Origin of the sequence: Flavobacterium muglaense (genome assembly GCF_014305155.1) — a bacterium.
Classification (GTDB): domain Bacteria; phylum Bacteroidota; class Bacteroidia; order Flavobacteriales; family Flavobacteriaceae; genus Flavobacterium; species Flavobacterium muglaense.
The window spans coordinates 23,187-48,777 of the sequence record NZ_JACRUK010000005.1 but is presented as its reverse complement, the minus strand read 5'-3'; the positions used below and the strand labels follow the sequence as shown (position 1 = coordinate 48,777).

At 34.6% G+C, this 25,591-nt stretch carries 35 protein-coding genes; 2 read left to right on the top strand and 33 right to left on the bottom strand.

What is annotated here, in order from left to right; genetic code table 11:
• Positions 1 to 36 precede the first annotated feature (36 nt).
• The 4 genes from H8R24_RS03775 to recR all read right to left on the bottom strand — a co-directional run bounded on the left by H8R24_RS03775 (position 37) and on the right by recR (position 4,994).
• Positions 37 to 1,020 (bottom strand): SDR family oxidoreductase, encoded by a 984-nt coding sequence (locus H8R24_RS03775; RefSeq protein WP_187017228.1) that lies wholly within the window; start codon positions 1,018 to 1,020, stop codon positions 37 to 39.
• Positions 1,021 to 1,046: 26 nt separating this feature from the next.
• Entirely contained in the window at positions 1,047 to 3,500 is a 2,454-nt protein-coding gene (locus tag H8R24_RS03770) for a polysaccharide biosynthesis tyrosine autokinase (RefSeq protein WP_187017227.1), read from the bottom strand.
• A 15-nt stretch (positions 3,501 to 3,515) separates the two neighbouring features.
• Entirely contained in the window at positions 3,516 to 4,304 is a 789-nt protein-coding gene (locus tag H8R24_RS03765; RefSeq protein WP_187017226.1) for a polysaccharide biosynthesis/export family protein, read from the bottom strand.
• Positions 4,305 to 4,373: 69 nt separating this feature from the next.
• Positions 4,374 to 4,994 (bottom strand): recombination mediator RecR, encoded by a 621-nt coding sequence (recR, locus tag H8R24_RS03760; protein WP_187017317.1) that lies wholly within the window; start codon positions 4,992 to 4,994, stop codon positions 4,374 to 4,376.
• Positions 4,995 to 5,137: 143 nt separating this feature from the next.
• On the opposite strand from recR, the gene H8R24_RS03755 reads away from it, so the two are divergent.
• On the top strand, positions 5,138 to 6,646 hold the full coding sequence (locus H8R24_RS03755) for a sodium:solute symporter (RefSeq protein ID WP_187017225.1): 1,509 nt from the start codon (positions 5,138 to 5,140) through the stop codon (positions 6,644 to 6,646).
• Positions 6,647 to 6,769: 123 nt separating this feature from the next.
• Here H8R24_RS03755 and H8R24_RS03750 read toward each other — a convergent pair whose 3' ends face one another.
• Positions 6,770 to 7,135, bottom strand: coding sequence for a CoA-binding protein (locus H8R24_RS03750; protein ID WP_187017224.1), 366 nt, complete (start codon positions 7,133 to 7,135; stop codon positions 6,770 to 6,772).
• A gap of 181 nt (positions 7,136 to 7,316) precedes the next feature.
• Here H8R24_RS03750 and H8R24_RS03745 point away from each other — a divergent pair, with 181 nt between their 5' ends.
• Positions 7,317 to 7,949 carry a MarC family NAAT transporter gene (locus tag H8R24_RS03745; RefSeq protein WP_187017223.1) on the top strand — a complete coding sequence of 211 codons (633 nt, stop codon included), beginning with the start codon at positions 7,317 to 7,319 and terminating at the stop codon, positions 7,947 to 7,949.
• 85 nt (positions 7,950 to 8,034) lie between these two features.
• Here H8R24_RS03745 and ctlX read toward each other — a convergent pair whose 3' ends face one another.
• The 28 genes from ctlX to rpsC form a co-directional block, all read right to left on the bottom strand.
• Entirely contained in the window at positions 8,035 to 8,970 is a 936-nt protein-coding gene (gene ctlX, locus H8R24_RS03740) for a citrulline utilization hydrolase CtlX (RefSeq protein ID WP_187017222.1), read from the bottom strand.
• A 60-nt stretch (positions 8,971 to 9,030) separates the two neighbouring features.
• A complete protein-coding gene (locus H8R24_RS03735; RefSeq protein WP_187017221.1) occupies positions 9,031 to 9,945 on the bottom strand; it encodes a dimethylarginine dimethylaminohydrolase family protein in 915 nt (304 codons plus the stop codon).
• Positions 9,946 to 10,016: 71 nt separating this feature from the next.
• Positions 10,017 to 11,294, bottom strand: coding sequence for a citrate synthase (locus H8R24_RS03730; protein ID WP_187017220.1), 1,278 nt, complete (start codon positions 11,292 to 11,294; stop codon positions 10,017 to 10,019).
• 156 nt (positions 11,295 to 11,450) lie between these two features.
• The gene (gene eno, locus H8R24_RS03725) at positions 11,451 to 12,743 is read right to left on the bottom strand and encodes a phosphopyruvate hydratase (RefSeq protein WP_187017219.1); all 1,293 of its coding nucleotides are present in this window, start codon (positions 12,741 to 12,743) and stop codon (positions 11,451 to 11,453) included.
• A 276-nt stretch (positions 12,744 to 13,019) separates the two neighbouring features.
• Positions 13,020 to 14,117 carry a glutamine-hydrolyzing carbamoyl-phosphate synthase small subunit gene (carA, locus tag H8R24_RS03720; protein WP_187017218.1) on the bottom strand — a complete coding sequence of 366 codons (1,098 nt, stop codon included), beginning with the start codon at positions 14,115 to 14,117 and terminating at the stop codon, positions 13,020 to 13,022.
• Positions 14,118 to 14,276: 159 nt separating this feature from the next.
• Positions 14,277 to 14,978 carry a hypothetical protein gene (locus H8R24_RS03715; protein ID WP_187017217.1) on the bottom strand — a complete coding sequence of 234 codons (702 nt, stop codon included), beginning with the start codon at positions 14,976 to 14,978 and terminating at the stop codon, positions 14,277 to 14,279.
• 92 nt (positions 14,979 to 15,070) lie between these two features.
• The gene (rplQ, locus tag H8R24_RS03710) at positions 15,071 to 15,559 is read right to left on the bottom strand and encodes a 50S ribosomal protein L17 (RefSeq protein ID WP_187017216.1); all 489 of its coding nucleotides are present in this window, start codon (positions 15,557 to 15,559) and stop codon (positions 15,071 to 15,073) included.
• A 62-nt stretch (positions 15,560 to 15,621) separates the two neighbouring features.
• The gene (locus H8R24_RS03705; protein ID WP_066080995.1) at positions 15,622 to 16,614 is read right to left on the bottom strand and encodes a DNA-directed RNA polymerase subunit alpha; all 993 of its coding nucleotides are present in this window, start codon (positions 16,612 to 16,614) and stop codon (positions 15,622 to 15,624) included.
• A gap of 21 nt (positions 16,615 to 16,635) precedes the next feature.
• Positions 16,636 to 17,241: a 30S ribosomal protein S4 gene (rpsD, locus tag H8R24_RS03700; RefSeq protein WP_187017215.1), complete on the bottom strand. Its 606-nt coding sequence runs from the start codon at positions 17,239 to 17,241 to the stop codon at positions 16,636 to 16,638.
• 91 nt (positions 17,242 to 17,332) lie between these two features.
• Positions 17,333 to 17,716 carry a 30S ribosomal protein S11 gene (gene rpsK, locus H8R24_RS03695; RefSeq protein ID WP_024981527.1) on the bottom strand — a complete coding sequence of 128 codons (384 nt, stop codon included), beginning with the start codon at positions 17,714 to 17,716 and terminating at the stop codon, positions 17,333 to 17,335.
• A gap of 8 nt (positions 17,717 to 17,724) precedes the next feature.
• Complete coding sequence (gene rpsM, locus H8R24_RS03690; protein WP_187017214.1) at positions 17,725 to 18,099, bottom strand: 30S ribosomal protein S13; 375 nt, start codon at positions 18,097 to 18,099, stop codon at positions 17,725 to 17,727.
• 2 nt (positions 18,100 to 18,101) lie between these two features.
• Positions 18,102 to 18,218 carry a type B 50S ribosomal protein L36 gene (gene ykgO, locus H8R24_RS03685; RefSeq protein WP_008992256.1) on the bottom strand — a complete coding sequence of 39 codons (117 nt, stop codon included), beginning with the start codon at positions 18,216 to 18,218 and terminating at the stop codon, positions 18,102 to 18,104.
• A 12-nt stretch (positions 18,219 to 18,230) separates the two neighbouring features.
• A complete protein-coding gene (gene infA, locus H8R24_RS03680; RefSeq protein WP_007136545.1) occupies positions 18,231 to 18,446 on the bottom strand; it encodes a translation initiation factor IF-1 in 216 nt (71 codons plus the stop codon).
• A 4-nt stretch (positions 18,447 to 18,450) separates the two neighbouring features.
• Positions 18,451 to 19,797: a preprotein translocase subunit SecY gene (secY, locus tag H8R24_RS03675; RefSeq protein WP_187017213.1), complete on the bottom strand. Its 1,347-nt coding sequence runs from the start codon at positions 19,795 to 19,797 to the stop codon at positions 18,451 to 18,453.
• Positions 19,798 to 19,808: 11 nt separating this feature from the next.
• Positions 19,809 to 20,261 (bottom strand): 50S ribosomal protein L15, encoded by a 453-nt coding sequence (rplO, locus tag H8R24_RS03670; RefSeq protein ID WP_187017212.1) that lies wholly within the window; start codon positions 20,259 to 20,261, stop codon positions 19,809 to 19,811.
• 11 nt (positions 20,262 to 20,272) lie between these two features.
• Positions 20,273 to 20,455 carry a 50S ribosomal protein L30 gene (gene rpmD / locus H8R24_RS03665; RefSeq protein WP_026707002.1) on the bottom strand — a complete coding sequence of 61 codons (183 nt, stop codon included), beginning with the start codon at positions 20,453 to 20,455 and terminating at the stop codon, positions 20,273 to 20,275.
• Positions 20,456 to 20,467: 12 nt separating this feature from the next.
• Complete coding sequence (gene rpsE / locus H8R24_RS03660; protein ID WP_187017211.1) at positions 20,468 to 20,995, bottom strand: 30S ribosomal protein S5; 528 nt, start codon at positions 20,993 to 20,995, stop codon at positions 20,468 to 20,470.
• A gap of 4 nt (positions 20,996 to 20,999) precedes the next feature.
• Positions 21,000 to 21,350, bottom strand: a complete 351-nt coding sequence (gene rplR / locus H8R24_RS03655; protein WP_116761858.1) for a 50S ribosomal protein L18 — start codon at positions 21,348 to 21,350, stop codon at positions 21,000 to 21,002.
• Positions 21,351 to 21,361: 11 nt separating this feature from the next.
• Positions 21,362 to 21,904: a 50S ribosomal protein L6 gene (gene rplF, locus H8R24_RS03650; protein ID WP_187017210.1), complete on the bottom strand. Its 543-nt coding sequence runs from the start codon at positions 21,902 to 21,904 to the stop codon at positions 21,362 to 21,364.
• A gap of 15 nt (positions 21,905 to 21,919) precedes the next feature.
• On the bottom strand, positions 21,920 to 22,318 hold the full coding sequence (rpsH, locus tag H8R24_RS03645; RefSeq protein ID WP_072945389.1) for a 30S ribosomal protein S8: 399 nt from the start codon (positions 22,316 to 22,318) through the stop codon (positions 21,920 to 21,922).
• A 71-nt stretch (positions 22,319 to 22,389) separates the two neighbouring features.
• Positions 22,390 to 22,659, bottom strand: coding sequence for a 30S ribosomal protein S14 (rpsN, locus tag H8R24_RS03640; protein WP_026707007.1), 270 nt, complete (start codon positions 22,657 to 22,659; stop codon positions 22,390 to 22,392).
• Positions 22,660 to 22,662: 3 nt separating this feature from the next.
• Entirely contained in the window at positions 22,663 to 23,214 is a 552-nt protein-coding gene (gene rplE / locus H8R24_RS03635; RefSeq protein WP_026707008.1) for a 50S ribosomal protein L5, read from the bottom strand.
• A gap of 2 nt (positions 23,215 to 23,216) precedes the next feature.
• Positions 23,217 to 23,531 (bottom strand): 50S ribosomal protein L24, encoded by a 315-nt coding sequence (gene rplX, locus H8R24_RS03630; protein WP_187017209.1) that lies wholly within the window; start codon positions 23,529 to 23,531, stop codon positions 23,217 to 23,219.
• Between the two features lie 11 nt (positions 23,532 to 23,542).
• A complete protein-coding gene (gene rplN / locus H8R24_RS03625) occupies positions 23,543 to 23,911 on the bottom strand; it encodes a 50S ribosomal protein L14 (RefSeq protein WP_007136556.1) in 369 nt (122 codons plus the stop codon).
• A gap of 2 nt (positions 23,912 to 23,913) precedes the next feature.
• Complete coding sequence (rpsQ, locus tag H8R24_RS03620; RefSeq protein ID WP_072945395.1) at positions 23,914 to 24,174, bottom strand: 30S ribosomal protein S17; 261 nt, start codon at positions 24,172 to 24,174, stop codon at positions 23,914 to 23,916.
• 17 nt (positions 24,175 to 24,191) lie between these two features.
• Positions 24,192 to 24,383, bottom strand: coding sequence for a 50S ribosomal protein L29 (gene rpmC, locus H8R24_RS03615; RefSeq protein ID WP_026707011.1), 192 nt, complete (start codon positions 24,381 to 24,383; stop codon positions 24,192 to 24,194).
• A gap of 13 nt (positions 24,384 to 24,396) precedes the next feature.
• On the bottom strand, positions 24,397 to 24,822 hold the full coding sequence (rplP, locus tag H8R24_RS03610) for a 50S ribosomal protein L16 (RefSeq protein WP_016989325.1): 426 nt from the start codon (positions 24,820 to 24,822) through the stop codon (positions 24,397 to 24,399).
• An 18-nt stretch (positions 24,823 to 24,840) separates the two neighbouring features.
• Positions 24,841 to 25,590 (bottom strand): 30S ribosomal protein S3, encoded by a 750-nt coding sequence (gene rpsC, locus H8R24_RS03605; protein ID WP_026707012.1) that lies wholly within the window; start codon positions 25,588 to 25,590, stop codon positions 24,841 to 24,843.
• Between the last annotated feature and the right edge of the window lies 1 nt (position 25,591).

Genomic DNA, 25,591 nt, shown 5'->3' with positions numbered 1-25,591 from the left:
ATGCTTTGTATGAATGCTATGGATTGGAACTACATTTTATTTTAGATTCTCCCAATACCAGGCCACTGCTTCTTCTAATCCGTTTTGCAAAGAAAATTTTGGGTCGTAGCCCAATAATCCTTTGGCTTTATCAATGCTAGCTAGTGAATGCGGGATGTCACCTGCACGGTTTGGACCATACTCTATTGCTACATTTGCAATTTCTGGATTGTATTTCGATAAAAAATCTTTTAAATACTTCACTAAATCATTCAGCGTATTGCGATCTCCAAATGCTGTATTATACACCGTATTTACTGCCTCCTTATTGGTAGTATTCATCGCCAATTCATTCATTTGAATGACATTATCAATATAGGTAAAATCTCTTGAATAATTACCATCCCCATTAATTCTAGGGCTTTCTAACTGCATTAATTGCATGACAAATTTAGGAATTACCGCAGCATAAGCGCCATTAGGATCTTGATTTCTTCCAAAAACATTAAAATAACGCAAACCTATCGTTTCGATTCCGTACGTTTTACTAAAAATATCGGCATATAATTCATTTACATACTTTGTAATGGCATAAGGAGATAATGGCTTACCAATCACATCTTCTACTTTTGGCAACCCTTCTGAATCTCCATAAGTAGACGAACTAGCCGCATACATAAAACGTTTTACTTTCGCATCTCTGGAAGCCACCAACATATTTAAAAAACCCGAGACATTGACATCATTTGTCGTCACAGGATCATTTATAGAGCGTGGCACAGAACCTAAAGCCGCCTGATGAAAAACATATTCAATACCAGCCACTGCTTTTTGACAATCAGCCGCAATACGGATATCACCTTCAATTAACTTGAAATTTGGGTTATCGATGCATTGTACTAAATTATGCCTGTGACCCGTTGCAAAATTATCCAAACAAGTCACTTCATGTCCTTTGGCTAAAAAATACTCGCATAAGTTGGACCCTATAAATCCAGCACCACCGGTAATTAAAATTTTATTTATTGTTCCTTCTGTCATTATTTTTTAATTTGATACAAATCAATTTATTTTTTTCGAAATTTGTCCTTCACTTTGTCAATTATGGTCTTTGGTTGCTCATCGTCATGGTACCCATTTGCGTAAGCGCCATAACCATAGCCGTAACCGTATCCATAACCTGAACCGTATTTTGCCTTATGTTCAAAACCATTAAAAACAATACTCGCATTATTGAGTTCGCCTCTTTTTATTCTATTATTCAACAAGGTAATCATTTCTTTTTTAGAAAAATTCTGTCTCACAATATACAAAGTCACATCAGAATATTGAGCCAACTCTAAAGCATCTGACACTAAACCAACTGGTGGCGTATCCAGAATAATATAATCGTATTTGGTTTTTAACTCTTCTATTAAAGCAACCATACCGTCGCTCATAATCAACTCCGAAGGGTTTGGCGGTATAGGTCCCGACAGGATTACGTCAAGATACGGAATATGTGTGTGATTTATGATCTCGTCAACCGTTTTTTGATGAATCAAATAGTTTACAATACCCACATCATTTGATAAATTAAACTCGTCAAATAATTTCGGTTTTCTTAAATCAAGACCTACAATCACTGTGCGTTTTTCGCTAAGCGCAAAAACTGTAGCAATATTAATAGAGCAAAATGTTTTCCCTTCACCACTCACAGATGAAGTAATCATTAAAGTCTTTGCTCCATCCACATTTTGCTTTTTATATAAAAATTGCAATGAAGATCGAATAGCCCTAAAAGATTCTGAAAGGGCTGATTTTGGACGATCATACACCGCCAAATCTGTAATTTCTTTATTTAAACCAACGACACCTATCAAAGGTATTTTGGTTAGCTTACTGATATCCTCCGTGTTTTGAATCGAATTATTGATAAAAAAAATGGCGAATACAAACAATAACGGAAACAAAATACCTAGAAACAACGCCATGATATAATTCACCGAAGTCTTAGGACCTATCAATCCACCACCAACATCTTTGGCAGGATCTATAAAATGAATATCCGATAAATTGGCTGCTTTTACAATATCGGCTTCACTCCTTTTTTGTAAAAACGTACTGTAAATATTATCGCTTAAATCATACTTTCGTTTGATCTTGATTAACTCTTGTTGATCATCTGGCAGCGCCTTAATGGTGTTTTCGGCCTGATTGATTTTACTATTAATCATCCCTAAATCAAACTGCAATGATGACTTTGCCGAAATAATATTTTGCAACAAAACATTCTTTATGGCTTCCATTTGATTATCAAAATCCTTGAAAATCTTATCGCTTTTTACAGCATACGCCATCTCAGACCTTTGGGTTGACAAAGAAATCAACTTGGATACGTTGACCACAATATTTGGATCATCAATACCCGCCACGGATGGCGCGGGCAATCTAGAATAGTCTGTACTGTTTTTTAAATAGGCTTTCAAAGAATTATAATAGGCTAGCTTGCGCGTGAGCTCATCCTTAGCGACATCAAAACCTGAAATTTTATCCGAAAATTTACCGCCACCTTCTTCGATGTCATAAATGTTTTTTCCTTGACGAAAAGTCTTTAACTGATCTCCCGTTTCTTTTAACTGCGACTCCATAGCCACCAAAGTACTATCGATAAACGCAATCGTATTAGTTGCAAACTGATTCTTAGCATCCAGCTGTCTTTTAATCAACATTGCTACGGTTGCATTCAAATACTCGACCATTCTTGCCTTATTCTCCCCCTGCATTCCTAGGGTAATAATAGAACCACCTTTATCATCCGAACGCACATTTATGCCTTTGTATCGCGAAACTGTTCCATTAAAATCATTAAACCGTATGAGATACTCATTGCCTTTATAGATTCCTGGATTGTCTTTTATTTGTAATTTTAAGTTTAAAAAAGGCAAAGCAACTTGTTCGCCAACTTTATATTTCTTAACAAAATCACCCACCGCAACAGCAGTAGATCCATAGGTATTATCGGCGTAGGTAATAACAGAAACCGAATTAGTAGCAAATGGAATTTCGATTTGATAATCAGTCTCAGACAAAAATTTTATTTTGACCAAAGTACCCGCTATTTGCCCTTTGGTTTTATCAATATTTACATAAAAAGGAACCGCGCCGTATGCATCAACAATATTGTATTCTCCTTGCGATAAGTAGTCAATGTAATATTGCAACTTATCAACCACAAGTTCATTGTGAGAGCGAGATTGCAATGTAGTAGAAATAGTTTGAACCTGATCTGAGGTTCCTCCCCAGTTAAAAACTAAATTAGTGCTAGATGTAAAAAGAGGGTTACTTTCTTCCTTAACCGAAATTAGCGTTTCCATGCTATACACTTTCTCCTTACGAATATTAACTTGATAAGCTATCGTGTATGTAATCAATAAGCTAAGCAAAAACCATTTCCAATAACTCGCGATTTTTATTAAAAACCCCTTGAAATCAAAACTGACTTGATTTTCAAAAATTGCAAAATCTTTTATATCTAACATTCTTTGAACAGTATTTTAGTTTTTTAATAATAAAAAGGTGGTCGTAGCCAAAGACAACAATGTGATTATTGTACCCAATGACTCTATACCTGTTTTTCCTGTTCCCCACGTTTTTTGTTTGAGCGGTTTCACATAAATATAATCATGAGGTTGCAAATAAAAATAAGGCGAATTAATCACATTCCTGTCGGTTAAATCGAGATCATGCATTTCACTACCTGTAGGCGACTGCCTAATGATTGTAACCGCTTTTCTATTTCCGGTTATTGTGATATCGCCAGAATTAGCAATAGCTTCCATGATATTAACATGCTCTTGATACAACACTTTTGTACCAGTACTCCCCACTTCACCATTGATGGTATATCTAAATCCAGCCAACTTTACAGTGACAAAAATATTAGCTTCTTTTTTAAAATATTCTTCTAATAATTGTTTTTCAATTTTAACCCTTACCTCTTCAACAGTGTACCCTATGACATTGATTTCTCCCAAAATAGGCATCCTAATGTTACCATGATCGTCCACGGTAAATCCATTGTAATACAAACCAGCATCTGATTTTTCCGATTCGGCTTTTTCTGTTGTATTAAAAATAGCTACTAGTTTCGGGTCAATTGCTTTGATATTGATACTCAAAACATCATTAGTTTGCAATCGATATGGTTTTGACATGACCGCTGCTATCGAATTATCAGTTGTAGCAGCGTCCTTATTTTGTAAATAAATCAAATCTTGAGTGGAGATACAAGAAGTAAATAAAACACCAATAGTTAACAATAAAAAGAATATATACTTGCTCATTACTTTATTTTGAATAACAAATATAGCTTTTCATTTACTATATTTAAAGTTATGTTATTTTTATCTGGGTTAATTGTTCTTAAAAGCCTTATCGAATGGTACCCTATGCAATATACTACGTCCCAATGTCACTTCATCTGCGTATTCAAGTTCGTCTCCTACTGCTATACCCCTGGCAATAGTTGAAACAACAATATCACAATCGGCAATTTGTTTAAAAATATAAAAATTAGTTGTATCGCCTTCCATCGTTGAGCTTAACGCAAAAATAACTTCGCTTACGGTTCCTGTTTTTACTTTTTCAACCAGCGTGCTAATTTTTAATTGACTTGGGCCAACTCCATCAATGGGTGATATTTTTCCGCCCAATACATGATAAACACCTCTAAACTGACCCGTGTTTTCAATTGCCATTACATCCCGAATATCCTCAACCACACATACTATTTGATGATTCCTGTTTGTATTAGCACATATTTCACAAGTGGTACTGTCTGAGATATTATGACAATTATCACAATACTTAATATCCGCTCTCATGCTTAGTAACGCTTCCGCTAAAAAACGCGTTTGCTCCTTAGGCTGCTTCAATAAATGCAACGCTAATCGCAAGGCCGATCTTTTTCCGATTCCAGGCAACTGCGATATCTCGTTTACTGCTTTCTCTATTAATTTTGACGAAAATTCCATAACTACAAATGTAATAATTTGTTTATTCAATTAAAGGGTAATTTCAGGAATACCCTAGGAAAATTGGTGGTTTTCTAAATAAACAATTTAACAAATCTTGATTTAAACAAAAAATTGTATTTTGCCTCCTCAAATTACCATACATGACACCAGCTACTATACTCACTTTAATCCTAATCTACTTCGGGATTTTATTTGCCATTTCGCATTTTACCAGCAAAAACAATAGCGGCAACGAAGCGTTCTTTAAAGCCAACAAGAATTCTAAATGGTATCTCGTCGCTTTTGGAATGATTGGAACAGCACTTTCGGGTGTGACTTTCATTTCGGTTCCCGGTGAGGTGGGAGCACCCAGTGGAGAGCAATTCAAATACTTTCAGTTTGTATTGGGAAACGCAATAGGCTTTATAATTATTGCCAAGGTCTTATTACCCCTTTACTACCGAATGAACTTGACGTCTATTTACGGCTATATTGAACAACGACTTGGTACTTATTCCTACAAAACGGCAGCTACCATTTTCCTAATTAGTAGAACAATTGGATCAGCGTTTAGATTGTACCTTGTCGTTATCGTTTTGCAACGCTTTGTATTTGATTTTTATAACATTCCATTTGCAGCTACTGTCTTAATTTCACTCGCTTTAATTTTTGCTTACACCTATCGCGGTGGTTTAAAAACGATCATAATCACAGACACACTACAAACACTTTTTTTAGTAAGTTCAGTTTTTTTGACCATTTACTTTATTTGCCAAAGCTTAAACCTGAGCTTTGTTGATGCTTTTGAAGAAGTCAAGAATAGTAATTATTCGAAAATATTTTTCTTTGATGATTTCCTTTCGAGTAAGTTTCATTTTATCAAACAAATACTAGGTGGGATATTTGTAACTATTGCCATGGTAGGACTGGACCAAGATCTTATGCAAAAAAATTTGAGCTGCGCTACTATTGAAGAAGCACAAAAAAACATGTTCACTTTTACAGGGATTTTTGTCCTGATCAATATTTTCTTTTTGAGTGTAGGTGCGCTTTTATACATTTATGCCAACAGAAACGGAATTGAAGTACCTACTGATTTGATTACTGGAAAACCTAGAACCGATTTGCTTTTCCCTGAAATAGCATTTCATCATTTAAGTTTTGTCCCATCCATCATCTTTTTACTAGGCTTAACAGCCGCAACATTTGCCACAACCGATTCGGCTTTAACAGCACTTACTACTTCGTTTTGTGTAGATTTTTTACACATGGACAAAACCGAAAACTTAAATAAACCCAATGTAGTACGAACAAGACATTTTGTTCATGTAGGTTTTTCGCTTTTAATGTTCTTGGTGATCATTTTATTCAATGCTGTCAATGACAGCTCAGTAGTAGGTATGATCTTTAGAGTTGCATCCTATACCTACGGCCCTTTATTAGGACTGTATTGTTTTGGTCTTTTTATGAAATCAAAAACCGTAATTGATAAATATGTCCCTTTGATTTGTATCCTTGCTCCAGCGCTTACTTTTTTAATAACCGAGAATTCTAAAGCTTTGTTTTTTGGGTACGTTTTTGACAACGAATTAATCATCATCAACGGCCTGATTACTTTTATTGGTTTATTATTAATTAGCAAACCTTCATCAGAAAAGATATCGTTTTAGATTTCTAGTCCTGATAGCAGTGGAAATCCTTTTCCATTTTTTTTCTTTAAAAAAAGGAAAAGATTAGTCCGTCAATCCGCTTTGCATAGGTGCAAGGAATAGCAGGTTTATCTACTAAAAAAATTAATATCTATTAGTAGTCAATAGCACCAAAGTACAAGCTACCTCTGATTTTATATTATTCAGTTCTAAAAGTTGAACTAACTCTGGATTCTCTGTTCCTGGATTAAAAATCACTCGTTTTGGCTTAGCTTCTACGATATAATTGTAATAATCACGTTGGCGAGCTGGGTTTAAATACAAACTTATAGTATCAATATTTGACAAAGGAATAGCTTTAGTCTTGATTTTTATGCCGGCTACTTCACCATTATTTTGACCGATCGCCAGCACCGAATGCCCTTTATCTACAAGCATTGTAATGGCTTTAAAAGCATATCTCTCTGGTTTTGTCGAAGCACCAAGTACTAAAGTTTTCTTATTTTTCATTGTGTTGCAATTATTTTTTTAGCAAAAGTACTAAAATACTATAGCTTGTTTTCAATTAAATCAATATCTTTCATTTTTTTCTAAAGGAAAAGTACTTCAATCAATTGATTAATTATAACATTTTCTTAATCTCACAGCAGTGTTTTCCTTAAACCGAACCACCTAATTTCGCAAAAAAAACATGGAACTTTTTATTTACTTATTTGCCGCACTTTTCTCTGTTATAAACCCTATAGGAACTGTCCCAATATTTGTTGGCCTAACGATGGACGACGATAAAAAAGAGCGTTCTAGGATTTCATTATGGACCGCCATCAATGTTTTTATCATCTTAATTATTTCATTCTTTTTTGGAGAATATGTATTGTCATTTTTCGGTATTAGCATTGAAGCATTGCGCATTGCGGGAGGTATTATCATTGCTACTTCGGGATTTTCATTATTGACCGGCAATTTCAATAAGAAGAGAGGTGTAAATAAAAAGGTGGAAAATGACGCGCAAAGAAGAAACGACATTGCTCTTACTCCTCTAGCGATCCCAATGCTTGCTGGACCAGGATCAATCTCATTATTGATCGCTTTTTACCATGAACATCAAAACACAAGCGACATCATCATTTCAATTTTGGCCATTCTAGCGGTAGCCATTGCTATTTTCGTAACCTTGAGAAGTGCCCATTTTCTAGCAAAACTACTTGGAGCATCCGGAATTGTAGCCATCTCTAGAATTGTGGGATTTATCGTTATTGCTATTGGAGTTCAATACATCATCAGTTCGATCATTACAATTGTTGAAACTAATTTTATGAAATAAACAATACCCAACTTTTCTTTCCATAAAAAATGCCCCAAATAGTTTTAAACTTCATGGGGCATTTTTTTTTAATTTTAAAAGTGAATTAGGCTCTAGGCAAAAATATCTCGGCCATCATACAGCGCGCACTTCCACCACCACATGCTTCTATAGTATCCAGACTTGAGCTCAATATAATTGCATGCTTTTCTAACTGCTCGACTTGTTTAGTGGTCAAACTTTGATGTGCAGCAGCGCTCATTACTAAATATCTTTTATCAGAGGCTCCACGAACTTCAAGCATATTTCCAGCGAAATTATTAACTTGAGATTCGGTTATTAGAACGACTTCTTTACCATCTTTCTTCAATGACTCAAGAACCATTTTGCGTTCTTTTTTATCATCAATGCAATCCGCACAAATAACAGCAAATGTTTCACCCAAACACATCATTACATTCGTGTGATAAATCAACTTACGTTCCCCATCCACCGTTTGAAAAGCTTCAAATAAAACAGGTGCATAATCAAAATCTTCACAGAACTCAATAAACAATTCTTCATCTGCTCTAGGCGACAATGCACAATATCCTTTTTCATTGGCTCTATCAAGAAGCAAACTTCCTGTTCCTTCTAGAAAAAAACCATCTTCCTCTGCCGAAGTATAATCAACAATATTGACAATCTTAAATCCTTTTTCCTCTAAAACATCAAATATTTCCTCACGACGTTCTACACGACGATTCTCGGCAAACATAGGATACAAAGTAACATCTCCATTTTCATGAAATGATACCCAGTTGTTAGGAAAAATACTATCTGGTGTATCAGGATTCAAAGTATCATCAACCACCGTTACATCAACACCTACAGCTGTTAACTTTTCTACAAAATCATCAAACTCTTGTTGTGCTTTAGCATTTACAGTCGCCGGCAAAAGTCCATCAAGTACTTTTTGGTAATAATTATTTACAGCCGTTTGCTCATTCATACGAAACGCAACGGGGCGGATCATCAATATTGAATTAGTTGTTTGTTTCATTTTTATAGTATTATTTTTTATATTTAGTTGAGATGGCCTAAACAACATCTCCATTATAATCTAGTCTCTTATCAATGGTAAGGTAGAACAACGTAGCAAACCTTCTTGTTTTGAAATTTCGGCATAAGGAATTTCTTCAACAATAAAGTCATTTGAACGCAGCCAATTGTTCAATCTCGTGAAATTTCTTTCAGACACAACAACGTTTGTATCAATTGAAAAGACATTCGAATTCATATTGTACATTTCGTCCCTTGTGATATGAAACAAATTATCTTTACCAAACAGGTTTACCAAATACAAATAATCAGCCTCTTCACGAAAACCACTTTTATAGATAATCCCTTTATTTATGCCCACTGGTTGAAAACAACAATCCAAGTGCAAGGCATTGTCTCTCGCTTCTAATTTTGACTTTACTAAATCGAACTCTTTGACAATCTTATTTGGAAACAAATCTTTAATAAACTGTACCCCTTTCATATTGGTACGCGCGGTCATATAATCTTTATAATCGCTCCCTTTATAAGTTCCTACAAAAATATAATCATTCCACAGCATAACATCACCACCTTCAATATGCACCTCCTCAGGAGGACGCACAACCTTGGCAGGATTCATAGTATCAATCACATATTGAATCGCGTCTAATTCCCGTTCTCTATCTGGCAAAATATTAGCTTTGATAAAAACATCATCAATTACAAATCCTATATCACGTGAAAAAATCTGATTGTAATTTTCAATTAACTCAGGTCTAAAAACAGTAACATTATATTTCTTCAAAACTGCGTTAAACGCTTCCATCTCATCCACCATATCACGCTCGATTGGGTAGGAACCGGCCAAAATATGTTCTAAGGACTTAGGATCATATGCTTCGTCAATTGTTGGGCTAGGCCCATTATTAACTGCCGACCCTAAAACGACAGCTCTTAACCTTGAAGTCTCGTTATTTACATTTAACTCTAGCATACGTTATTTTATTATTTTTACAAAGATAAAAAAAAGCCTCACTAGATAGTGAAGCTTTTTAGTTGTTTTTATTATTCTGGCTTTTTGAAATCCCTTAAGGATTCACCAGTATAAATTTGTCTAGGTCGCCCTATTGGTTCTTTATTTTCGCGCATTTCTTTCCATTGTGCGATCCATCCTGGTAATCTACCAATTGCAAACATTACAGTAAACATATCAGTAGGAATCCCAAGTGCTCTGTAAATAATTCCAGAATAGAAATCAACATTAGGATATAAATTTCTTGCTTTGAAGTACTCATCTTCTAGAGCAGCAGCTTCTAATTTTTTAGCAATTTCAAGAATTGGATCATCAACTCCTAAAGTAGCTAACACTTCATTTGCCGCTTTTTTAATGATTTTTGCACGTGGATCAAAGTTCTTGTATACTCTATGACCAAATCCCATTAAACGGAATGGATCATTTTTATCTTTGGCTTTCGCCAAATAAGCATCAGTATCTCCACCATTTGCGTGAATTTCTTCTAACATTTCAAGTACCGCTTGGTTTGCTCCACCATGAAGAGGCCCCCATAATGCCGAAACTCCCGCAGAGATCGAAGCAAATAATCCAGCATGAGAAGAACCAACCATTCTTACTGTTGAAGTAGAACAGTTTTGCTCATGATCAGCATGCAGAATAAACAATTTATCTAATGCATCAATCACAATTGGATTAGGCTTGTAAGGCTCAGTAGGCAATTCAAACATTAAACGCATGAAATTTTCAACATATCCTTTCGTATTATCGTAATAATTCAAAGGATACCCCATACTTTTTCTATACGTCCAAGTAGCAATTACTAAAAATTTACCCATAGTTTTACAAACTGCATGGTACATTTCTTTTTCATTATCTACATTTACCGACTTAGGATTAAAAGCTGTTAAAGCACTTGTTAGAGCAGCTAAAACTCCCATAGGATGGGCTGTTCTTGGGAAACCATCGATGATGTTTTTCATCTCTTCGTTCACCAATGTGTGCTTTCTAATATCCACCTCAAACTGCTTCAATTGAGCAGCCGTAGGCAATTCACCAAAGATCAATAGGAAAGAAACTTCTAAGAAGTCTGCTTTCTCTGCTAAGTCTTCAATTGAATATCCTCTGTAACGTAAAATACCTAGCTCTCCATCAAGGAAAGTGATTTTACTTGTACATGAACCTGAATTTTTGTAACCTGGATCTAAAGTTATAGCTCCTGTTAAATCACGTAATTTGTTAATATCGATAGCTTCTTCATTTTCGCTCCCTTTAACTACAGGAAACTCATACTTTTTACCATCAAATTCTAATATAGCTGTTTTTGACATAATATTTTGGAAATAAATCTTTACATTTAATAATTTACCAAATCTAAGGATAATAACATTAAATAAAAAGAGAAAAACACAATGATAATGTTAAATTTAATAAAAAAAGCCATCCTTATTAAAAGGATGGCTTTATATACTAACAATACAAAAATATTATTTGATTTTAAAAGCATTAATTCCAGGGAAATATGCTGTATTACCAAGCTCTTCTTCAATTCGTAATAATTGATTGTACTTAGCCATACGGTCAGATCTTGAAGCTGAACCTGTTTTAATTTGACCACAATTTAAAGCAACTGCTAAATCGGCAATAGTATTATCTTCAGTTTCGCCAGAACGATGTGACATTACAGATGTATAACCAGCATTTTTAGCCATGTTTACAGCAGCAATAGTTTCTGTCAAAGTACCAATTTGGTTTACTTTAATCAAAATTGAATTTGCAATCCCTTTTTGAATACCTGTAGAAAGACGCGTTACATTAGTAACAAACAAATCATCTCCAACTAATTGTACTTTATCACCGATTTTCTCCGTCAATAATTTCCAACCATCCCAGTCATTCTCATCCATACCATCTTCGATAGAAATAATTGGATACTTAGCAGCCAATTCGGCTAAATAATCAACTTGTTCTGCAGAAGATCTTACTTTTCCTGTTGCACCTTCGAATTTAGAATAATCATATTTACCGTCTACATAAAACTCAGCAGCAGCACAATCTAAAGCAATCATAATTTCGTCACCAAAAGTATAACCAGCATTCTCAACTGCCTTTTTAATAGTATCTAATGCATCCTCAGTCCCTCCAGGTAAATTAGGTGCAAAACCACCTTCATCACCCACAGCAGTACTCAAACCTCTGTCATGCAATACTTTTTTAAGACTATGAAAAATCTCTGTACCCATTTGCATAGCATGCGTAAAAGAAGTTGCCTTTACAGGGAAAATCATAAATTCTTGAAATGCAATAGGCGCATCAGAGTGCGAACCTCCATTGATGATATTCATCATTGGAACTGGTAACGTATTAGCCGAAACTCCTCCAACATATCTGTACAAAGGCAAACCAAGTTCATTAGCAGCAGCTTTTGCAACAGCAAGAGAAACTCCTAAAATCGCGTTAGCCCCTAAATTTGATTTATTTGGAGTACCGTCTAAATCAATCATGGTTTGATCGATCAAGTTTTGTTCAAAAACAGACGTACCAACTAATTCTTCGGCAATGATTGTATTAACATTTTTCACTGCATTTAAAACTCCTTTTCCTAGAAAAGCTTTTCCACCGTCACGTAATTCAACTGCTTCATGCTCTCCAGTAGAAGCGCCAGATGGAACCGCTGCTCTTCCTAAAACACCATTGTCAGTTATTACATCTACTTCGATAGTAGGATTACCTCTTGAATCGAAAATTTGTCTTGCGTGAATTTTAATGATAATACTCATATTACTTTAATTTTAAATTTTTAATTACAAATATATTCTATCTTTTGTAATGATATAATGAAAATTATGAATGTTATTAACGAAAACGTTATAATTATTCAATAAAAATCAACAAATACTGATTTTGCAAAAACTATCACTCATTTCGGATCAATTTTAATGAACTTATAACAAATACAGAACCTTTAAATAAAATACCCAAACATTACAAATATGACAATATAACCTAAAAAAAAGGGAGCTATTTAAAACAAATAGTTCCCTTAAAATATAATTTTACTTTAACAAATCGACAAACTGATCAAAAAGATACGAAGAGTCATGAGGCCCTGGACTAGCTTCAGGGTGATACTGAACTGAGAAACATTTTTTATTTTTCATTCGCATCCCGGCTACAGTACCATCATTCAAATGTAAATGCGTAATCTCAAGATCAGCATTCAACTCCAATTCTTCCTTGCTTACAGCAAAACCATGATTTTGCGAAGTTATCTCCCCTTTACCAGAAACTAAATTCTTAACAGGATGATTTATCCCCCTGTGCCCGTTAAACATTTTATAAGTAGAAATACCATTTGCCAAACCTATAACTTGGTGTCCTAAACAGATACCAAACAACGGCTTATCATTTGCCAAAATGTTTTTAGCTACTGCTATAGCACTAGCTAATGGTTCTGGATCTCCTGGCCCATTAGAAAGAAAATACCCGTTTGGTTCAAAAGAAGCCATATCTTCATAACTTGAATCAAAAGGAAAAACCTTGATATAGCAATCTCTCTTAGCTAAATTTCGAAGAATATTAGTTTTAATCCCTAAATCTAAAGCAGATATCTTATAAGTCGCATTCTCATCACCATAAAAATATGGAGTTGAAGTCGACACCTTTGAAGCTAATTCCAAACCTTTCATATCAGGAACATTAGCCAAAGCCAACTTTAAATCTGCTACAGCAGTCCCATCAGTACATATAACCGCATTCATAGCTCCATTATCTCTAATATAACTAACCAATGCTCTTGTATCAACATCAGAGATGCAAATAAGGTTTTCTTTTATAAAATAATCCTCTAAACTTTGAGAAGCATCTTCACGAGAATAGTTGAAACTGAAGTTTTTACAAACCAAACCTGCTATCTTAATCCCATCTGATTCGACTTCTTTATCATTTACCCCATAATTACCAATATGCGGATTGGTCGCAACCATAATTTGTCCAAAATAGGACGGGTCAGTAAAAATCTCTTGATAACCAGTCATTCCTGTATTAAAACAAACCTCTCCAAATGTAGTTCCGCTAATTCCAATAGACTTTCCGTGAAAAATAGTACCATCACTTAATAAAAGGATAGCACTTTGTCGTGTTGTATATTTCATTGGTTATTTTTTATATTTTCATGAAATCGAAAACCGATAATTCATGTGTAGTTAAATATTGTGCAAATTTAAATTAATAAAACAATGGATGCAAACTTTTAAATTGTATTATCGCGCAAAAAAGTTACAACAATCATAACTTTCAACTAAAACCGCACCTTACAAACTTGAATAATAAATCAAAATTCGGGATAAGTCCGCGTCGTTAGTATAACTTAAATCATACTGAGAAGCATACTTACTTACTGCTTCTTTTTTATCTTGAACTAATTTTAAAATTAATTTTTTTGACATCTTTTCTCTTTGAAAAACACCAGCCTGAACAACATAATACACAGGCACCTGAACATACCTGTCATCATCGACCTTAGCTTGAGTTAGGCGATCAAAAGCACCTTTTTTAATACCTAATTGCATCTCTTTATAGATCTGAAAACGACTACCAGCATACAATTCTACAAACAAACCATTAACTTGTTCATTACGAACCACCTTATAAACAGTCTGACCTTCCTTCACAAGATCTATTTCACCCAAATCGTATTGAAATATCGAATCTTTCCCTACTGAAGATTCTAAATTTTTAGTTTGTAGGTTGTAATTTAAATTTAAAATCTGTGTAGTATTATGATTCTTCCCAACAACAGTATATAAACCAATCCAATTATCAAATAAATAAACGGAGCCTGAAACAGTATTACTACTGGCCACTTTAGGAACCCACAAACCTGATTTACCAATACTAATTTCACTATCAAAAGCCCTCATTGCAGTTTTATTACCTAAATTGTTTGTATCTTGAGCCAAAATAGAAAAACACCAACAAGAACATATACCCACATAAAGTTTATATATCATCATACTTCAATTATTTTATAAATTAGTAAAAACAAAAAAAAAGGATAAACTATAAATAGCTTATCCTTAATTTTATTGAATGATTATTTTCATAACTATTCAGCAGCGTCAGTAGATGTTTCAGTCTCAGCAGCTGGAGCTTCAGTAGCTTCATCTCCTTTTTTAGCTTTTCCACCACGACGGCTTTTAGCTTTCTTAACTTCTTTTTTACCACCATTGTAAAGTTCATTGAAATCTACTAATTCGATCATTGCCATATCAGCATTATCTCCTAAACGATTTCCAACTTTAATGATACGAGTGTATCCACCTGGACGGTCTCCTACTTTAGCAGCTACGTCTCTGAATAAATCAGTTACGGCATATTTGCTACGTAAATAAGCAAAAACGATACGACGGTTATGAGTAGTATCTGATTTTGATTTTGTTATTAAAGGCTCAACAAATTGTTTAAGCGCTTTTGCTTTAGCAACAGTAGTATTAATACGTTTGTGCTCAATAAGAGAACAAGCCATATTAGCTAACATAGATTTTCTATGCGCAGTCTGTCTGCTTAAGTGATTGAATTTTTTTCCGTGTCTCATGACGTGTGTTTTTAAACCCTCATCTTGCTACTATCCTCTATGGAGAGCAAAATATGAGTAATTTATTCTTTATCTAGTTTGTATTTCGCTAAGTCCATACCGAAGTTCAAATTCTTAACAGCTACAAGTTCATCTAGCTCAGTTAAAGATTTTTTACCAAAATTACGGAATTTCATTAGGTCATTTTTATTGAACGATACTAAATCACCAAGTGTATCAACTTCAGCCGCTTTCAAACAATTTAATGCTCTTACAGATAAATCCATATCGACAAGCTTAGTTTTAAGCAATTGTCTCATATGCAATGATTCTTCATCATACGATTCTGTCTGTGCGATCTCATCAGCCTCAAGTGTAATTCTTTCGTCAGAAAACAACATGAAATGGTGAATTAAAACTTTGGCAGCCTCTGTAAGTGCATCTTTAGGATTAATAGATCCATCAGTTTTAATTTCAAAAACTAATTTCTCATAATCTGTTTTTTGCTCTACACGGAAGTTTTCAATTGCATATTTTACATTTTTTACCGGAGTAAAAATTGAATCTGTAAAAATGGTTCCAATTGCAGCATTCTGTTTTTTGTTCTCTTCAGCAGGAACATATCCTCTACCTTTTTCGATTGTTAAATCAAAATTCAGTTTGATCTTACTGTCTAAATTACAGATCACTAGTTCTGGATTCAGAACTTGGAAACCTGAGATAAACTTTTGAAAATCACCTGCCGTTAATTGATCTTTACCCGAAACAGAAATAGTAACTGCTTCATTATCTATATCTTCAATTTGACGTTTAAAACGTACTTGTTTAAGATTAAGAATAATTTCGGTAACGTCTTCAACAACTCCTGAGATAGTAGAAAACTCATGATCTACACCTTCAATGCGGACAGATGTAATTGCATAACCTTCTAATGCTGAAAGCAAAACTCTTCTAAGTGCATTACCAACGGTCAATCCGTATCCTGGTTCTAAAGGTCTGAATTCAAACTTACCTTCAAAATCGGTTGAATCGATCATGATAACTTTATCGGGCTTCTGAAAATTAAATATTGCCATAAATTTCGACTAAGTCAATTATTATTTGTTGTACAACTCTACGATTAATTGTTCTTTAATGTTTTCTGGAATTTGAAGTCTAGCTGGTACAGTAACAAAAGTACCTTCTTTAACGTCATTATTCCAAGTAATCCACTCATAAACATGACTTGAATTAGATAAAGAACGTTCGATAGCTTCTAATGATTTAGATTTTTCACGAACAGCAACTTTATCACCTGGCTTAAGGTGGTAAGAAGCAATATTTACAACATCACCATTAACAGTGATATGTCTGTGAGAAACTAACTGTCTAGCACCTCTTCTAGAAGGAGCAATACCCATTCTAAAAACAACGTTATCTAATCTTGCTTCACACAATTGTAAAAGAACTTCACCAGTAACACCTTTAGTAGCTGATGCTTTTTTAAATAAACCTCTAAATTGCTTTTCTAATATTCCATAAGAATATTTAGCTTTTTGTTTCTCCATTAACTGGATAGCATATTCAGATTTTTTACCTCTTTTTTTAGCCATCCCGTGTTGTCCAGGTGGGTAATTTCTTTTCTCGAAAGATTTATCATCTCCGAATATTGCTTCGCCAAATTTACGAGCAATTCTAGTTTTTGGACCAGTATATCTTGCCATTTCTAAAAAATTTATTTAAGGTAGAGATTATGAATTCAGGTCATATCCTTCGATAATCGTATATTCTACCTAGTTATACTTAAATATATTATTAAACTCTACGTCTTTTTGGAGGACGACATCCATTGTGAGGCATTGGAGTAACATCGATAATCTCTGTAACTTCAATTCCACCGTTGTGCAAAGAACGGATAGCAGACTCACGTCCGTTTCCTGGTCCTTTAACATAAACTTTCACTTTTTTAAGTCCTGCTTCAAGAGCTACTTTACTACAATCTTCTGCTGCCATTTGGGCTGCGTATGGAGTATTCTTTTTAGAACCTCTAAAACCCATTTTACCAGCTGAAGACCAAGAAATAACTTCACCTTTTTTGTTTGTCAAAGAAATGATGATGTTATTGAAGGTAGCAGAAATATGAGCTTCTCCCGTTGATTCAACGATAACTTTACGTTTTTTTGCAGTTGCTTTAGCCATATTACTTATTATTTAGTTGCTTTTTTCTTGTTTGCAACAGTTTTTCTTTTACCTTTTCTAGTTCTAGAGTTATTCTTAGTTCTTTGCCCTCTTAAAGGAAGACCAGTTCTATGACGAATACCTCTATAACAACCAATATCCATTAAACGTTTGATGTTTAAAGAAACTTCAGAACGTAATTCTCCTTCAATTTTGAAAACAGATACCGCCTCACGAATTGCTCCGATCTCGTCATCATTCCAGTCTTGAACTTTTTTATCTTGGCTTACTTGAGCTTTTTCTAAAATCTCAATAGCTCTACTATTTCCTAATCCGAAGATATAGGTAAGTGCTATAACACCTCTCTTATTTTTTGGGATATCTACCCCTGCTATTCTTGCCATAACTATCCTTGTCTTTGTTTAAATCTAGGATTCTTTTTGTTTATAACGTACAATCTCCCTTTTCTACGCACAATTTTGCACTCGGGACTTCTCTTTTTTACTGATGCTCTAACTTTCATTGTGAATATCCTTTAATATCTATAAGTAATTCTTGCCTTTGACAAATCGTAAGGGCTCATTTCTAGTTTCACTTTATCACCAGGTAATAACTTGATATAATGCATACGCATTTTTCCAGATATATGAGCAATAACAATATGTCCATTCTCTAATTCTACACGGAACATCGCATTTGATAATGCTTCAATTATTGATCCGTCTTGTTCTATTGCTGATTGTTTTGCCATAAAATTAAGCTACTGCTTTTCTATTTTTTCCACTTTTCATTAAACCATCATAATGTTTGTTTAACAAATATGAATTAATTTGCTGAATTGTATCGATTGCAACACCAACCATAATGATTAACGAGGTACCCCCAAAAAACATTGCCCAAGATTGTTGAACATCCATAAGACTTACAACAATCGCTGGGAACACAGCTATCAAAGCAAGAAATAAAGATCCTGGGAAAGTTATCAATGACATTATTTTGTCAAGAAAATCAGAAGTTTCAACCCCTGGTCTAACACCTGGAATAAAACCACCACTTCTTTTCAAATCATCAGACATTTTATTAGTAGGAACAGTAATAGCAGTATAAAAATAAGTGAACACAACAATCAATGTTGCGAATACAAAGTTATACCAAAAACCGAACATATTACTAAAAGCACCCACAATAGATTGTGAAGCGTCAGACTTTGATAACCCAGCAACAGCAGCAGGGATAAACATAATCGCTTGAGCAAAGATGATAGGCATAACTCCTGAAGCGTTTAACTTCAAAGGAATCCATTGTCTATTACCACCCATTAAATCTTGTTCATAATCTCCTGATGTAGTACGACGAGCATACTGAACTGGTATTTTTCTAATTGCCATAGTTAATAAAACACAAGCAATAATAACCAATAACCAAATAATAATTTCGATAACCAATAACATTGGTCCTCCGTTGTTATTTGTAACCCTGGTTGTAAATTCTTGAATAAATGCTTGAGGAAATCTAGCAAGTATACCAACCATAATTAAAAGAGAAATACCATTTCCAATTCCTTTATCAGTGATCTTTTCTCCTAACCACATGGCAAAAATTGTACCTGTAACTAAGATAATTACTGAAGAAAATAAGAATTCAAAAGAATTAAACCCTAATAAAAATGCACTACCAGGTAAAGTTCTATAAAGATTGTAGATATACGTAGGCCCTTGAACTAAAGTAATAACTATAGTTAACCAACGCGTGATCTGATTTATCTTTTTTCTACCACTCTCTCCATCGCTTTGCAGCTTTTGCAAATAAGGAATAGCAATTCCCATCAGCTGAACCACAATAGATGCCGAGATATAAGGCATAATTCCTAAAGCAAAAACAGACGCTTTAGAAAACGCTCCACCAGTAAACATATCTAGAATAGATCCAATACCACTTTTGGTTTGACCTGCTAAACTATTTAATTGTGTCGCATCTATTCCCGGAAGCGTAACGTGTGCTCCAAAACGATAAACTAAAAGCAGACCTAATGTAATTAGGATTCTGTTTTTTAGTTCCTCGATTTTCCAAACATTACTTATTGATTCAATAAATTTCTTCATAAATTGAAAAATTATATTGTTACAGCTTCTCCACCAGCAGCTTCAATAGCAGCTTTTGCAGTAGCAGTAAATTTGTGAGCAGTTACTTTTAATTTTGCTTTCAATTCTCCTCTTCCTAAAATCTTAACGATCTCATTTTTAGTAGCCAAACGGTTTGCTACGTATGTTGTCATATCGACAGCATCAGTAATAATCCCATTATCTACCAATAATTGAAGAGTATCTAGATTCACACCTTCGTATTCTTTACGATTGATGTTTGTAAAACCAAACTTAGGTACACGTCTTTGAAGTGGCATTTGCCCTCCTTCAAAACCAATCTTTTTAGAATAACCAGAACGAGATTTTGCTCCTTTGTGACCTCTTGCAGAAGTACCACCTTTTCCAGAACCTTCTCCTCTACCTAATCTTTTATTTTGATTGTGCGTTGACCCTTCAGCTGGTTGTAAGTTACTTAAATTCATAACAGTATTTGTTATTTAGCTTCTTCGACAGAAACTAAGTGTTTAACTTTGTTTATCATCCCAAGGATTGCAGGGTTTGAATCATGTTCTACAACTTGACCCATTTTACGTAGACCTAAAGCCTCTAATCCTCTTTTTTGATCAAGTGGACAGTTGATTTTACTTCTAACTTGTTTTACTAATAATTTAGCCATAATTTCCTTGAATTAACCTTTAAAAACTTTTTCTAAAGAAAGCCCTCTTTGTTTTGCAACAGTATAAGCACTTCTCATTTGTAATAAAGCATCAAAAGTTGCTTTTACTACGTTGTGAGGATTTGATGATCCTTGAGATTTAGATAATACATCGTGTATACCTACTGACTCAAGAACTGAACGAACAGCTCCACCAGCAATAACTCCTGTACCATGAGAGGCAGGAATTAAAAACACACGTGCACCACCAAATTTACCTTTTTGTTCGTGAGGTACTGATTGACCATTCAAAGGAATCTTTACTAAATTTTTCTTAGCATCTTCTACCGCCTTAGCGATTGCTTCAGAAACATCTTTAGATTTTCCTAATCCGTGTCCAACAACACCATTTTCATCACCTACAACTACAATAGCAGAAAAACCAAATGCTCTACCTCCTTTTGTAACCTTAGTAACACGATTTACACTTACCAAACGATCTTTTAATTCAAGACCACTAGGCTTTACTAACTCTACATTCTTGTATTTACTATTAGACATACTATTAGAATTTAAGCCCAGCCGCTCTCGCGCCTTCTGCTAATGATTTAATACGACCGTGATATAAATAACCTCCTCTATCGAACGTTACTACATCTATCCCAGCTTTTAAAGCTTTCTCTGCAACAAGTTTTCCAACTGCTGTTGCAACTTCAATGTTCGTACCTTTACCTATTTCTTTTTCTCTTGAAGAAGCAGCCAATAAAGTAACTCCGTTTACATCATCAATAAGTTGAGCGTAAATTTCTTTGTTACTTCTAAATACAGAAAGTCTTGGATTAGTAGCAGTACCACTAATCGTTTTTCTAATTCTGAATCTAATTCGTTGTCTTCTTTCAGGTTTTGTTAATGACATAATCTTATTTTTTAAGCTGATTTACCTGCTTTTCTTCTTAATACTTCACCTACAAATTTAACACCTTTTCCTTTGTACGGCTCAGGCTTACGGAAACCTCTAATTTTTGCCGCAACTTGACCTAAAAGTTGTTTGTCAAACGATGTTAGTTTAACAATTGGGTTCTTACCTTTCTCAGATATTGTTTCCACAACTACTTCAGCAGCTACTTCTAAAACAATATTATGTGAGAAACCAAGAGCTAAATCTAATTTTTGTCCTTGATTTGAAGCTCTATAACCAACTCCTACCAATTCTAATGATTTTGTAAACCCGTCAGTTACACCGATAATCATGTTATTGATTAAAGATCTATATAAACCGTGTTTTGCTCTGTGGTCTTTGTGATCAGACGATCTGTCTACTTGAACTTGACCGTCTTCAACTGTTACAGTAACTTCTGAGAATTCCTGTGTTAGTTGACCATTTTTTCCTTTAACTGTAATAATACCGTCTTTAACTTCTACAGTTACACCAGCAGGGATTACAATTGGATTTTTACCTATTCTTGACATCTTATAGTCTTTTTATTAGTATACGTAACAAATTACTTCTCCACCAACATTAAGTTGTTTGGCTTTCTTTCCAGTCATCAAACCTTTTGATGTAGAAACGATAGCAATTCCTAATCCGTTAAGGATTCTTGGAATAGAAGCTGAACTTGAATATTTACGTAAACCTGGTTTACTAATTCTTTGGATATCTTTAATTACTGACTCTTTAGTATCTTTATCATACTTCAAAGCAATTTTGATCGAACCCTGAACAGCGTTGTCTTCAAATTTGTAACTTAAGATATAACCTTGATCAAATAAGATCTTAGTTATTTCTTTTTTTAGATTAGATGCAGGAATTTCAACAACTTTGTGGTTTGCAGCCACAGCGTTACGAACTCTAGTCAAATAATCTGCAATAGGATCTGTATACATATGTACATATTTGCGGTTATGGTTTTCTTCAGACCTTCTGAAAAACCTTTAACCAATTAAAACTCAATTTTTTACCAAGATGCTTTTTTAACACCTGGAATCAATCCATTGTTAGCCATCTCACGGAATGTTACACGTGAAATACCGAATTGACGCATATACCCTCTTGGTCTACCTGTTAATTTACATCTATTATGCAAACGAACTGGCGAAGCATTTTTCGGTAACTTTTGCAAACCTACGAAATCTCCAGCTTCTAACAAAGCTTTTCTTTTCTCAGCGTATTTTGCTACCGTTTTTTCTCTCTTAACCTCACGGGCTTTCATTGATTCTTTAGCCATATCTTAATTCTTTTTAAAAGGTAATCCCAATTCAGTCAATAACGATTTTGCTTCTTTATCTGTCTGAGCAGTAGTAACAAAAGTAATATCCATTCCTGAAATCTTGTTTACTTTATCAATGTCAATTTCTGGAAAAATGATCTGCTCTAATACTCCAAGGTTATAATTTCCTCTTCCATCAAAACCTGTAGCTTTAATCCCACTAAAGTCTCTCACACGTGGTAAAGCTGAAGTAATAAGTCTATCTAAAAACTCATACATTCTTTCTCCACGTAAAGTAACTTTAGCTCCAATTGGCATCCCTTTTCTTAATTTAAAAGACGCAACGTCTTTCTTAGAAATAGTCGATACTGCTTTTTGTCCAGTTATCTTTGTTAATTCATCAACTGCATAGTCAATTAATTTTTTATCAGAAACTGCTGCTCCAACTCCACGGCTTAAAACGATTTTCTCCAATTTAGGAACTTGCATTACGTTTACATATCCGTACTCTTCTGTAAGAGCAGAGATAACTCTACTCTTATATTCTTCTTTTAGTCTAGGTGTATATGCCATTACTATAGTACTTGATTAGATTTTTTTGAAAATCTTACTTTCTTATCTCCTTCAACTCTAACTCCTGTTCTAGTTGCTTCCTTTGTTTTAGGATCAATTAGAGAGATATTAGATATTTGAATAGAAGCTTCTTTTTTCACAATACCACCTTGAGGGCTTTTTGCACTTGGTTTCGTATGTTTTGAAACCATGTTTACACCTTCAACGATCGCTTTGTTTTTCTCACGGTCAACACGTAATACTTTACCTTCTTCACCTTTATGGTCTCCAGCAATTACTCTTACGATGTCACCTGTTTTTATTTTTAGCTTTATCATCTTAAAACGAATTAAAGCACTTCTGGTGCTAATGATACAATTTTCATGAATTGTTTTTCACGAAGTTCTCTTGCTACCGGTCCAAAAACACGAGTTCCTCTCATTTCCCCTGCCGCGTTCAAAAGAACACATGCATTGTCATCGAAACGGATATAAGAACCATCGGCTCTTCTCACTTCTTTTCTGGTACGTACAACAACTGCAGTTGAAACAGCTCCTTTTTTAACGCTTCCGTTTGGAGTTGTATCTTTGATAGAAACTACAATCTTGTCACCAACAGAGGCATACCTTCTTTTGGTACCTCCTAAAACACGGATAGTTAAAACTTCCTTTGCTCCAGTGTTATCTGCTACTTTTAGTCTTGATTCTTGTTGTACCATAATTATTTAGCTCTTTCTAGGATTTCAACTAATCTCCAACATTTTGATTTACTTAAAGGACGCGTTTCGCTAATTCTTACAGTATCTCCAATGTTACAGTCGTTTGTTTCGTCGTGTGCAACATATTTCTTTGTTTTCAACACGAACTTACCGTATAATGGGTGTTTTACTTTACGTACTTCTGCAACAACAATAGATTTATCCATTTTGTCTGAAGTTACAACACCAATTCTCTCTTTTCTTAAATTTCTTTTTTCTTCCATCTTTCAGCAGATTACAATTATTGTAACTCTCTTTTTGTAAGTTCTGTAGCTAATCTTGCAACTGTTCTTCTTACACCTCTAATTTGAAGTGGATTCTCAATTGGAGAAATAGCGTGAGCCATTTTTAGGTCGGCATATGCCTTCTTAGTTTGACTAAGTTTTTCTTGCAACTCCGCTGCAGAAAGATCTTTTATTTCTGATTGTTTCATAATATAATATAGATTATGCTTCGAAATCTCTAGCAACAACGAATTTAGTTTTTACTGGAAGCTTTTGAGCTGCAAGACGTAACGCCTCTTTTGCAACTGACAAAGGTACTCCACCAACTTCAAACATAATTCTTCCGGGTTTAACAACGGCAGCCCAATACTCAACTGCTCCTTTACCTTTACCCATACGTACCTCAAGAGGCTTCTTAGTAATTGGTTTGTCTGGAAATATTTTGATCCATAATTGTCCCTCTCTTTTCATGAAACGTGTAGCAGCAATACGAGCTGCTTCAATTTGACGAGAAGTTAAAAACATTCCATCTTCATGTACAGATTTAATACCAAACATTCCATTAGAAAGTTCATGCCCTCTTCCAGAGTTCCCTTTCATTTTACCTTTTTGTACCTTACGGTATTTTGTTCTTTTAGGCTGTAACATTTTTCTTTAATTTAAAAATTACTTTCTTTTACGAGCGTCTGGTTTTCCACCTTTATTAAAGTTAGATTTCCCACGAGGAGAATCTCCACCTTTTCCGCCAGATTGTTTCTTGTCCATTCCAGCAAGCGGAGAAAGATCTCTCTTTCCGTAAACTTCACCTTTCATGATCCACACTTTGATACCCATTCTACCATAAGTAGTATGCGCTTCAGCTAATGCATAATCAATATCGGCTCTGAAAGTTGATAAAGGAACTCTTCCTTCTTTGAAACCTTCTGAACGTGCCATCTCAGCACCATTCAAACGACCAGAAATCAAAACTTTGATACCTTCAGCGTTCATACGCATAGAAGCAGCAATAGCCATTTTGATTGCACGTCTGTAAGAAATACGGCTTTCGATTTGACGACAGATGCTTGTAGCAACTAGATACGCGTCAAGTTCAGGTCTTTTAATTTCAAAGATGTTGATTTGAACCTCTTTGTCAGTAATTTTCTTAAGCTCTTCTTTCAACTTGTCTACCTCTTGTCCACCTTTTCCGATAATGATACCAGGTCTAGCAGTAGTGATAGTAACGGTTACAAGTTTCAAAGTTCTCTCGATGATTACTTTTGATACACTAGCTTTTGATAAACGAGCATGGATGTACTTTCTGATTTTGTGATCTTCGGCAAGTTTATCACCATAATCATTTCCACCATACCAGTTTGAGTCCCATCCTCTGATGATACCAAGTCTATTTCCAATTGGATTTGTCTTTTGTCCCATC